At 67.8% G+C, this 9975-nt stretch carries 12 protein-coding genes; 6 read left to right on the top strand and 6 right to left on the bottom strand.

The genetic code is table 11. The annotated features are described in order from the left end of the window. The coding region (locus AAG801_RS36725; protein WP_341892859.1) for a response regulator at positions 1-441 on the bottom strand (441 nt) is incomplete at its 3' end. Between the two features lie 114 nt (positions 442-555). On the opposite strand from AAG801_RS36725, the gene AAG801_RS36720 reads away from it, so the two are divergent. Further along, positions 556-1755: an alpha/beta hydrolase gene (locus tag AAG801_RS36720; protein WP_341892858.1), complete on the top strand. Its 1200-nt coding sequence runs from the start codon at positions 556-558 to the stop codon at positions 1753-1755. Between the two features lie 7 nt (positions 1756-1762). Here AAG801_RS36720 and AAG801_RS36715 read toward each other — a convergent pair whose 3' ends face one another. After that, on the bottom strand, positions 1763-2641 hold the full coding sequence (locus AAG801_RS36715; RefSeq protein ID WP_341892857.1) for an NAD(P)-binding domain-containing protein: 879 nt from the start codon (positions 2639-2641) through the stop codon (positions 1763-1765). A gap of 124 nt (positions 2642-2765) precedes the next feature. On the opposite strand from AAG801_RS36715, the gene AAG801_RS36710 reads away from it, so the two are divergent. Next, complete coding sequence (locus AAG801_RS36710; protein WP_341892856.1) at positions 2766-3119, top strand: helix-turn-helix domain-containing protein; 354 nt, start codon at positions 2766-2768, stop codon at positions 3117-3119. Positions 3120-3135: 16 nt separating this feature from the next. Here the strand turns inward: AAG801_RS36710 and AAG801_RS36705 are convergent, their stop codons facing one another. Together AAG801_RS36705 and AAG801_RS36700 are read right to left on the bottom strand one after the other, a co-directional pair. Continuing rightward, complete coding sequence (locus AAG801_RS36705; RefSeq protein WP_070062377.1) at positions 3136-3537, bottom strand: OsmC family protein; 402 nt, start codon at positions 3535-3537, stop codon at positions 3136-3138. A 76-nt stretch (positions 3538-3613) separates the two neighbouring features. Next, positions 3614-4081: a winged helix-turn-helix transcriptional regulator gene (locus tag AAG801_RS36700; protein ID WP_056578796.1), complete on the bottom strand. Its 468-nt coding sequence runs from the start codon at positions 4079-4081 to the stop codon at positions 3614-3616. A 128-nt stretch (positions 4082-4209) separates the two neighbouring features. Here AAG801_RS36700 and AAG801_RS36695 point away from each other — a divergent pair, with 128 nt between their 5' ends. Beyond that, entirely contained in the window at positions 4210-5514 is a 1305-nt protein-coding gene (locus AAG801_RS36695) for a D-amino acid dehydrogenase (RefSeq protein ID WP_341892855.1), read from the top strand. A 22-nt stretch (positions 5515-5536) separates the two neighbouring features. On the opposite strand, the gene AAG801_RS36690 is transcribed toward AAG801_RS36695, so the two are convergent. Next, positions 5537-6628, bottom strand: coding sequence for an aromatic ring-hydroxylating dioxygenase subunit alpha (locus AAG801_RS36690; protein WP_341892854.1), 1092 nt, complete (start codon positions 6626-6628; stop codon positions 5537-5539). 349 nt (positions 6629-6977) lie between these two features. On the opposite strand from AAG801_RS36690, the gene AAG801_RS36685 reads away from it, so the two are divergent. From AAG801_RS36685 to AAG801_RS36675, 3 genes are read left to right on the top strand one after another with little or no spacing between them, the layout of a single operon-like run. Beyond that, positions 6978-8006 (top strand): ABC transporter substrate-binding protein, encoded by a 1029-nt coding sequence (locus AAG801_RS36685; RefSeq protein WP_341892853.1) that lies wholly within the window; start codon positions 6978-6980, stop codon positions 8004-8006. Beyond that, on the top strand, positions 8003-8530 hold the full coding sequence (locus AAG801_RS36680; RefSeq protein ID WP_341892852.1) for a nucleoside deaminase: 528 nt from the start codon (positions 8003-8005) through the stop codon (positions 8528-8530). The genes AAG801_RS36685 and AAG801_RS36680 overlap by 4 nt, the downstream gene beginning before the upstream one ends. Before the next feature lie 28 nt (positions 8531-8558). Next, complete coding sequence (locus tag AAG801_RS36675; protein WP_341892851.1) at positions 8559-9389, top strand: urease accessory protein UreD; 831 nt, start codon at positions 8559-8561, stop codon at positions 9387-9389. A gap of 31 nt (positions 9390-9420) precedes the next feature. On the opposite strand, the gene AAG801_RS36670 is transcribed toward AAG801_RS36675, so the two are convergent. Next, positions 9421-9975: LysR substrate-binding domain-containing protein (locus tag AAG801_RS36670; protein WP_341892850.1), on the bottom strand; the 555-nt coding region annotated here is incomplete at its 5' end.

Raw genomic sequence — 9975 nt, 5'->3', positions numbered from 1 at the left:
CGGCTCGCCGTCGACGATCACGCCGCGTGTGGGTTCGTGCAGCGCCAGGCCGCGCATGCGGATGGTCTCGTCGTTGAAGCCGTAGCTGCGGCGCGCCAAAGCCCGCACGCGCGACAACAATTCGGCCAGCGCAAACGGCTTCACGAGGTAGTCGTCGGCGCCATCGTCCAGGCTGCGCAGGCGGTCGTTGAGCGCGTCGCGCGCACTCAGCACCAGCACCGGCAAGATCTGGCGGGTGCGGCGCAGGCGCAGCAGCAGGTCGAGCCCGTCGCCATCAGGCAGGCCGAGGTCGAGCAGCACCATGTCGAAAGCGCCGTTGTCGAGGGTGCGCAGGGCGTCGTCGAGCCGGCGGACCCACACCACGTCCATGCCCTGGTTGGCGAGCGCAATGCGCACGCCGTTGCCAAGGTCAAGATCGTCTTCAACAAGCAAAAGATTCATGGGGGAATTCCAAGCGAACAAGCCCGGTTCCGGGAAGTGGCCGAAGTATCTGCCACACCCCTTCGCCCCGCTTCAGGAAGCCTTCATGAAGGCTGCAGGGCTTCTTCAGGTGGCATGCCCACACTGCAAGGCTCCTACTTTCTTCTTCATGCCTGGAGCATCGACGTGCCTCGCCCCTCTCTTTCCACGGCGCGCCCCCACTGGGCGAACCCGCTTCACTTCCAGCGCCGCGACCTGCTGCGCGCCGTGCTCTTCGGCAGCGCGGCCGGGCTGGCAGCCTGCGGGGGTGGAGGCGACAACGTCGGCACCGCACCCGCACCCGTCCACAACGACCAACCCGTGACGTCCACCGACCGCCGCGTGAAGGTGTCGACCGCACCCGAGGTCTCGCTGCAAGTGCGCGACTGGCAGCGCCCCGGCGGCCCCGACACCTCGGCCCCCGTCATCGTGCTGCTCGCCGGCCTCGGCGGCAACGCACGCTGCTTCGACAGCCTGGCGCCCGCGCTCGTCGCGGCCGGCGCCGCCTCGCGCGTGGTCGCCGTCAGCCGGCGCGGCTACGGCCTCTCGGACAAGCCGCTGCCGGTGAAAAGCGCCACGCAGCACTACGAGGTCGACGCGCTGGTCGACGACCTGGCCGCGCTGTGCAATGCGCTGGGCCTCACGCGCGTGGTGCTCGGCGGCCATTCGATCGCGGGCAACGAGCTGACGCGCTTCGCGAGCCGCTTCCCCGACCACCTGCGCGGCCTCGTGTATCTCGATACCACCTTCGACTACACGAAGAACGCCGACACCGGCGGCGAAGACCCGCCGATGAACCGCCAGCTCGACGAGCCCGCGCCCACACCCGACGACGGCCGTTCGATGAAGGCGGCCGTTGCCTACCTGCGGCGCAAGTCGAAGAACTGGTGGCCGGCGCTCGAAGCCAACCTGCACGACGCGCTCGACGAACTGGCCGACGGCAGCGTGCGCCCGAACACACCCGACGCCGTGGAAACCGCGATGGACACCGCGGCCCACCGCTTCTCGCCCGACTACCGGCCGGTGCGCGCGCCCGCGCTGGTGGTGACCGCGCTGCCGCTCGACCAGCGCGACCTGTTCCCCTGGCTCGAACGTCCGCTCGATGCACAGACCGGCAAGGACGCCGCCGACTTCCTGCGCATCTTCCGCCGCGTGCGCCGCGCCGATGCCGACCGCCTCGTCGCCGCGCTGGACACGCCGCACCGGCTCACGCTCGACCACTGCAACCACACCGACTTCTTCATGGAACGCGAGGCCGAGGTGGTGCGCGCGATCCAGTCGATGCGGTGGGCCTGATCTTTCCTTACTGCCGCAGCAGCTTGATCAACGCCGCGAGCTCTTCGCCGCCGAGCCCCGCTGCATCGGCGCGCCGGAACAGGCCTGCCGCGAAGGTCGGGAACTCGGTGTTGATGCCGGCCTCTTGCGCGGTCTGCAGGATGCGCTGCGTGGCCTCGACCGAAATGCGCATCGGACTCTGCGAGATCGCGAAGTCGCCCGACTGGATGACCGCGCCCTCGTGCTGAAGAAAGCCCGCGAAGGTCGGCATGATGCCGGCCACGATGCGGCCGTACTCGGCGACGTCGAAGCCTTCGTGCTCGGCGATGCGTGCGCCATGCAAGAAGCCGAGCATCGTGCCGTAGATGCTGGAGAGCGTGGCGAGGTCCATGGCCGCAGCCGCGCTGGCCTTCTCCCCGAGGTAGACGATGCCGCCGGCCAGCACTTTCAGAAAGGGCTCGGCCTCGGCGAACACGGCCTGCGCACCCGACACCAGCAGCGGCGTGTCGGGCCGACCCATCTGGTCCGGTGCCGCCTGGATCGCGCCTTCGAGGTACGCGGCGCCGTGGCGGTGCGCCCAGGCTTCGGCCTCGCGCGCATCCTTCGGGCTGCCGGTGGTGAGCTGCGCGAGCAGGCGGCCGTCCATGGCGGCAGCCACGCCGTCCATCGCGAAGATCGCGTCGGCGGCGCGGTAGTCGTACACGCACATCACGGCCATGCGGCTCGCGCGCAATGCCTCGGCGGCGCTGCGCGCCAGCACGGCGCCGCGGGCGACCAGCGCGTCGGCCTTGTCGGCCGAGCGGTTCCACAGCGTGACCTTGTAGCCCTGGTCGAGAAAGAGCCGCGCGATGACGACGCCCATCGCGCCCAGGCCCAGAACCGAAACTTCCTTCTTGGTGTTGCTCATGGCAATCCGATGCAGTGGTTGATGACGCCTGCATGGTAGAAATTACACTCCCATAGGGTCAAGTACCTACGATAAAGTAAGGTACTTACCAAATGGGAAGTATTGGAACCACAAGGAGCAAACGATGGCAGCGAAGAAGCCCTACAACTGCGGCATCGGCCCCGCGTTCGAGGTCATCGGCGGCAAGTGGAAAGCCGTCATCCTGTGGGAGCTGCACCAGCAACCCTACCGCTTCGGTGAGCTGAAGCGGCTGCTGCCCGAGGTCAGCGAGAAGATGCTGATCCAGCAGCTGCGCGAGATGGAAACCGACGGCCTCGTACACCGCGAGGTGTTCCACGAAGTGCCGCCGCGCGTGGAGTATTCCGAGACCTCGCTCGGCGCCACGCTCAACGCCGCGCTGGGGCCGCTGGCTGATTGGGGCGACCGTTATGCCAAGCGCGTGGAAGCCGCACGCAAGAAGGCGGAAGCGGCGAAGTAAAAAAGAGGCCGCGGCCTCAGTCGGCCCAACCCGTCTCGATCTCGGTTTTCACTTCCGTCATGAGCTTGTGCACCGGGCACTTGCCGGCCACGCGCAGCAGCTCGTCGCGCTGCGCCTCGGTCAGGTCGCCCGTCAGGCGCAGGCCCGACTTCAGGCGGTAGATGCCCTTGCGTTCCTCGCTGTCGTCACGGTCCACCACGACCTCGATGTCTTCCACCGGAATGCCCTTGCGACGCGCATAGAGCAGCACCGTGAGCGCCTTGCAGGCCGCGAGCGACGCGTCATACAGGTCGTGCGGCTCGGCACCGCCATCGCTGCCGCCACCCGCGGGCGAGGCATCGACCGGGATCTCGTGGTTGCGGATCTTGAGGATGTGGCGCGTGCCGGTGGTGCCGTCGCGGCGGATCGAGAGGGTCATGCCGGTTTCCTTTTGGGCGAGATGAAAAGAGGATTCGGGGCGCGAACCGATAGTAGCCACGGCGCCTGGGCGGTCCTCACCGGTCCACCGCCAGCATCAGCGTTTCCTTGATCTCTTCCATCACCACGTAGCTGTGCGACTCGGCCGCCACCGGCAGCTTCTTCAGGATGTCGCCCAGCAGGTGCCGGTACTCGCTCATGCCGCTCAGGCGCGCCTTCACGAGGTAGTCGAAGCTGCCCGACACCAGGTGGCATTCGAGCACCTCGGGCATGTGCAGCAGCTCCTGCTTCACCTTGTCGAACACGTCGCCCGACTTGGCCGAGAGCTTGATCTCCACGAACACCAGCAAGGTCTTGCCCAGCGCTTCGGGCGACACGTGCGCGTGGTAGCCGGTGATGACGCCGTCGCGCTCCATGCGCTTCACGCGCTCGGCGCAGGGCGAGGCGGACAGGCCGATGCGCTCGGCCAATTCGGTCATGGCGATGCGGCCCTGGCGCTGCAGCAGGTCGAGGATCTTGCGGTCGATTCGGTCGAGTTCGGGCATTTCACTCCGCGCGGGGGTTTGGACGGTTTTCGGCAGCGATTTTCACTGCCAAACCTCTAAAAACAATGGAATCCACTTCATTGTGCACTTTAGATTCACATCATTCCACTCAGATACGCGAATACACCATGAAAGTCATCGTTCTCGGCGGCGGCGTGATCGGCACCACCACGGCGTACTACCTCGCGCGCTCCGGCGCCGAGGTCACCTTGCTCGACCGGCAGGCCGGCGCGGCCGAGGAAACGAGCTTCGGCAACGCCGGCCAGGTGTCGCCCGGCTACTCGACGCCGTGGGCCGCGCCCGGCATTCCGCTGAAGGCGATCAAGTGGATGTTCCAGAAGCACGCGCCGCTGTCGATCCGCCCGGACGGCACGCTGTTCCAGCTGCGCTGGATGGCCGCCATGCTGCGCAACTGCTCGCCCGAGCGCTACGCGGTCAACAAGGAACGCATGATGCGCGTGGCCGAATACAGCCGCGGCTGCCTGCAGCAGCTGCGCGCCGACACCGGCCTGCAGTACGAGCACCGCACCGGCGGCACGCTGCAACTCTTTCGCACGCAGGCGCAGCTCGACGCGGTGCAGCGCGACATCGCCGTGCTCGAGGAATGCGGCGTGCCTTATGAACTGCTCGACCGCGACGCCCTGGCGCACGTCGAGCCCGGCCTGGCCGGTGCGCGTGACCGCCTCACGGGCGGCCTGCGCCTGCCCAACGACGAAACCGGCGACTGCCATCTGTTCACGCGCGGCCTCGCCGAGATCGCACGCGGCCTGGGCGTCGACTTCCGCTTCGGCCAGACCATCGACGGCCTCGAAACCGACGGCGGCCGCATCACCGGCGTGCGCACCCGCGCCGGCAAGATCCTCACGGCCGACCGCTACGTGATGGCTTTCGGCAGCTACTCGCGCGCCGCCATCGCCTCGCTGGGCCTCGACATTCCGGTGTACCCGGTCAAGGGCTATTCGCTCACCGTGCCGCTGCTCGACGAATCGCTCGCACCGCAATCGACCGTGCTCGACGAAACCTACAAGGTCGCCGTCACGCGCTTCGACAACCGCATCCGCGTGGGCGGCATGGCCGAGCTCGGCGGCTTCGACCTGCGCCTGAACCCGGCACGCCGCGCCACGCTCGAAAAGGTGGTGAGCGACCTGTTCCCGGGCGGCGACCTGCCGAACGCCAGCTTCTGGACCGGCCTGCGCCCCATGACGCCCGACAGCACGCCCATCGTGGGCGCCACGCGCTACCCGAACCTGTTCCTGAACACCGGCCACGGCACGCTGGGCTGGACCATGGCCTGCGGCTCGGGCAAGCTGATCTCGGACCTGGTGACGGGTCAGCGGCCGGAGATTCGTACGGATGGGTTGGCGATGGACCGCTATGCGCAAGACTCGTCACGCGGCGCCTCGCGCCCGGCCCCCACGGCCGCGCCCGCCTGACGCGCCGGGCAAGGGCCGCCGCTCAGGCGGCCTTTGCGATGGGGATGACCGCGCCGTTCGTGCCGCTCATGCCCCGATAGACCTCCGCCTCCCCATGCTTCGCAAGCAGCTGCATCAGGTGCTTGCGAATCAGCATCCCTGGCCGGTCGGACTCCATCGAATACTCCACGCCGCGCCGCCGCGTATCGACCAGCGCATCCGGGTCGGTCGATTCGAGGATGTCCTTGTCCTCGCGCGTGATCTCCTCGTCGAAGTCGATCAGCATCTGCGCCGCGCAGTCGGCCTCGGTGTCGTTGCGGAACAGCCATTGGCACAGCTGCATGCGCCCGTCGTCGATGGGTGTGAAGCAGTTGATGATGATGTGGCGGATGCCGCTCGGGTACTCGATGTCGAGCCGGCGCGCGAACGGCAGGAAGTAGGCGTTGCGCATGTGGCGCGTGGTGATCGCGTCGGTCACGCCGCTGATCGAATGGAACTTCACCGGGTTGGTCGCTTCGATCACCGTCTCGGCGTAGAAGCCCGATTCGTTTTCCACCAGCTCGTACTTGCTCGGCTTCGGGCTCGCGGCCACGCCGAAGGTGGCGCGGTGCACAAAACTGAAGTGCGAGTTGTCGAACGAATTTTCGAGCGCGCGCATCGGGCTGGTCTGCCATTCTTCGTAGAACTGGAAGATCGTGCGGTAGCCCGGGTCCTCGAACTCGGGAATGACGGGGATGTCGGCGATGGGCTCCTCCAGCGCCACCCAGGCATAGCCGTAGCGCGCGGTGCAGTGGTAGGCGGTGGTCTTGTACTCGGGCGAGATCTTGCGGTCGGGCTCGTACTGCGGGATGCGCACCACCTGGCCGCTGCGGTCATAGGTCCAGCCGTGGTAGCCGCACTGGATCGCGCCCTGCCCGCAGGCCTTGCCTTCGCCGTCCACGCACCAGCCCTTCGAGAGCTTGGCGGTGCGGTGGCAGCAGCGGTCGCGCAGCGCGGCCGGCTGGCCGTTGGCGTCGAGGAACAGAACGATGTCTTCGCCCAGCAGCCGGAACGGCTTGGGGCCATGGGCCAGTTCGGTGAGCGGCATGACGGCATGCCAGAACTTGCGGAAGACGGGTTGTTGGGTGACGAGCATGGGCGAACTCCTTCGATGTTGCGTGTAGGGACGAACGTGAAAGAGCAATTTCCTGCTTCGTCGGCATGCTTGATAAAAAACATGCGCGAGGCTGAACGCTTCTACTCTGCGCCGATCGACTTGCAATTAGCGCGCCCGGATTGTGGCGCGCCCCGGCCGCACTTCCAAGCCCCACCCTGCGATGCCCGAGCGCCGCGCCCTGGCATGCCTCATGCAAGACAGCCTGCAAGAGTAGAAGCGTTCAGCAGCGCACGCACCATCCCCGTGCGCCCGCCCGGAAATTGCTCTTGAGGCGCCTCCCGCCCTGGTGGGAGGCATCCGTCAAGACCACCGACTCCGAGGCCCCACCATGCAACGCCGATCCTTTCTCGCCGCAGCTGCCACCACCCTCGCCGCCCCTGCCGTGTTCGCGCAGGGCGGCAAGCTCACCCCGCTCAAGTTCACGCTCGACTTCCGCATCAACGGCCAGACCGCACCCTTCTTCCTGGCACACACCAAGGGCTACTACCGCGACGAGGGGCTGGACGTGACGATCGACACCGGCGCCGGCTCGGTCGCGTCGATCACGCGCATCGCGAGCGGCGTGTACCAGCTGGGCCTGGGCGACATCAGTTCGCTGGTCGAGTTCAATGCACAGAACCCGGGCACGCCGGTGGTGCAGGCCGTGTACCAGTACTACAACCGCGCACCGTTCGTGATCATCGGGCGCAAGGACCGCGGCGTGACCGGCGACTTCAAGAGCCTCACGGGCAAGAAGGTGGCAGCCGCCGCCGTCGAGTCCACGCGCCGCGCCTGGCCGATGGTGGCGCGCAAGCAGGGCATGCGCGGCGACGCATTCCAGTGGCAGACCACCGACTTCAGCGCGCGCGACAACGTGATGGTGCGCGGCGACGTCGATGCCGCCACCTACTTCCACGACTCGGCCGTCTCGCTCTTCGCGCGCATGAAGGCCGACGAGCTCTCGGTGCTCAAGTATTCGGACGCGGGCGTCAACCTGTACGGCAACGCGATCCTTGCGAGCAGCAACCTCATTGCGCAAAATCCGAAGGTGGTGGCGGCCTTTTTGCGCGCGACCAACCGCGCCATCGTCGAGACCTTTGCCAACCCTGCGCCCAGCATCGCGGCCATGCGCCAGCGCGAACCGATCCTCGACGAGAAGGTCGAACTCGAACGCTGGAGCCTCACGGCGCAGTACGTGGGCGCGGCGGACACGCGCAGCCACGGGCTGGGCGACATCCGCAAGCTCACGCTCGAACAGCAGGTCGACGAGGTGGCCGACACCTTCGGCCTCAAGATGCGGCCTTCGGCCGATGCCCTCTTCAACAGCTCGATGCTGCCGGCGCGCAGCGAGCGCCTTCTTCCCGCACCCAAGGCATGAACCTTCCTGAAAGCCCCACTCCTTCCCTCCCCGAAGAAAACACGCTCGACGAGCGCGACGGCCGCTACCTGCGCAAGGCCATCGTGTGGTCGCACGCCGCGCGCCGGCGCGGCAACCGGCCCTTCGGCTCGGTCATCGTCTCGGCCGCCGGCGAAGTCCTGGCCGAGGCGGCGAACAGCAACGCCGAAACCGGCGACTGCACCGCGCACGCCGAAGTGAATGCGCTGCGCGCGCTGGCCGGCCGCGGCCTCACGCGCGAGGAACTGGCCGGCGCCACGCTCTATGCCTCGGGCGAGCCGTGCGTGATGTGCGCGGGCGCAATCTTCTGGTCGAACATCGGCCGCGTGGTGTTCGGCATCGACGCGCAGCGGCTGCGCGTGTTCCGCGGCGAACGGCAGGACCAGCGCGACGCGGAGCTGTCGTGCCGCGACGTGTTCCGCGCGTCGCCGCATCCGATCGAATGCATCGGGCCGGCGCTCATTGATGAAGCGGCTGCCGCGCACGACGGTGCCTGGAAGACCTGAGCCTGTGACGGCGCACTAGACTCGCCGCATGCCCTGGCACGCCCGTCTCCACCTCGCCTACCAAAAAGAAGCCGACCGCAGCGTCGCCCGTTTTCGCCACGACGGCCCGCTGCGCATCCTGCAAAGCCTGTACCCCGAGGGCGATGCGGTGTGCCACAACGTGCTGGTGCATCCGCCGGGCGGCCTCGTGGGCGGCGACACGCTCGACATCGACATCGAAGCCGCCGACGGCAGCCACGGCCTGATCACCACGCCCGGCGCCTCGCGCTTCTACCGCTCCGAAGGCGAGACCGCGCTGCAACGCACACGCATCCGGCTCGCATCCGGTGCGCGGCTCGAATGGCTGCCGCTCGAAGCCATCTGCTACAGCGGCTGCCAGGCCGAGAACCGGCTCACTCTCGAAGTCGCCCCAGGCGCCGAGATGATCGGCTGGGACGTGTGCGCGCTCGGTCTGCCGAACGCCAACCAGCCCTTCGAGCGCGGCACCTACCTGCAGCACATCGAAGCGCCCGGCGTGTGGCTGGAGCGCGGACGCATCGACGCCAGCGACCACCGCCTGCTGCAAAGCCCGCTGGGGCTGGGCGGCCACCGCTGCCTTGCCTCGCTGTTCGTCGTGACGGGTTCGTCGATGGCCAAGGCACGGCGCGAAGCCCTGCTTGCGCAGGCGCGCACACTGCTCGAAGTTCACGAACTGCACGAGAGCGCGGGCGCAACCAGCCCGCACGCGGAAGTGGTGGTGCTGCGCGTGCTCGCACCGGTGGTCGAGCCCGCGATGCAGCTGCTGCGACAGGTCTGGCAGGCGTGGCGCAGCGAGCTGTGGCAACTGCCGGCGGCCACGCCGCGCATCTGGGCGACCTGAGAAGCGGGCAAGCAGGCGCCGGTCCCGCGTCTCAGGTCGGGGCGTCGGCCCCCGGCAGCCGCAGCTGCTTCTTCAATGTCTCGAACACCTGCCGCGTGACCGGGTTCACCACGTGGCTGCGCACATACAGGTAGTACGCCAGATCAGGCAGGCGCGGCATGCCGTCTCCCGCACCCAGCACCCGCAAGCCGGCATCGAGCTGCTCGACACCGCGCGCCGTCACGCCCAGTCCCGCCCGCAATGCGGCCTTGATACCGATCAGGCTTGACGAGGTGTACCGCGGCGTCCAGGCCACGCCGGCCGCATCGAGCGCCTCGTGGCCGATGCGCCGGAAGATGCTCGGCCCGTCCGCCATGATCAGCGGCACCGGCTTTGTCGGGTCGTGCACATAGCCCGCGGCGCACAGCCACACGGTGGGCGAGTTGCGCAGCACCACGCCTTCGAACTGCGACTGCGGGTCGGCGCGGTTCGAGATGATCATGTCGATCTCGCCGCTCTTGAGCGAGGTCATCAGGTAGGGGCTGCGGCCGATGTGGATGTCCAGCTGCAGCAGCGGCGAGGTGCGCGCCACCTCGGTCAGCAGCAG

The organism is Variovorax sp. YR752 (assembly GCF_943372545.1).
Note: the sequence above shows the minus strand (reverse complement) of the source record. Positions and strands in the feature narration are given on the sequence as shown.

Bases quoted from the DNA above. Each gene is read 5' to 3' on its own strand.
- AAG801_RS36720 (WP_341892858.1), top strand. From the start codon at position 556: ATGCCCACACTGCAAGGCTCCTACTTTCTTCTTCATGCCTGGAGCATC.
- AAG801_RS36715 (WP_341892857.1), bottom strand. From the start codon at position 2,641: ATGAGCAACACCAAGAAGGAAGTTTCGGTTCTGGGCCTGGGCGCGATG.
- AAG801_RS36710 (WP_341892856.1), top strand. From the start codon at position 2,766: ATGGCAGCGAAGAAGCCCTACAACTGCGGCATCGGCCCCGCGTTCGAG.
- AAG801_RS36705 (WP_070062377.1), bottom strand. From the start codon at position 3,537: ATGACCCTCTCGATCCGCCGCGACGGCACCACCGGCACGCGCCACATC.
- AAG801_RS36700 (WP_056578796.1), bottom strand. From the start codon at position 4,081: ATGCCCGAACTCGACCGAATCGACCGCAAGATCCTCGACCTGCTGCAG.
- AAG801_RS36695 (WP_341892855.1), top strand. From the start codon at position 4,210: ATGAAAGTCATCGTTCTCGGCGGCGGCGTGATCGGCACCACCACGGCG.
- AAG801_RS36690 (WP_341892854.1), bottom strand. From the start codon at position 6,628: ATGCTCGTCACCCAACAACCCGTCTTCCGCAAGTTCTGGCATGCCGTC.
- AAG801_RS36685 (WP_341892853.1), top strand. From the start codon at position 6,978: ATGCAACGCCGATCCTTTCTCGCCGCAGCTGCCACCACCCTCGCCGCC.
- AAG801_RS36680 (WP_341892852.1), top strand. From the start codon at position 8,003: ATGAACCTTCCTGAAAGCCCCACTCCTTCCCTCCCCGAAGAAAACACG.
- AAG801_RS36675 (WP_341892851.1), top strand. From the start codon at position 8,559: ATGCCCTGGCACGCCCGTCTCCACCTCGCCTACCAAAAAGAAGCCGAC.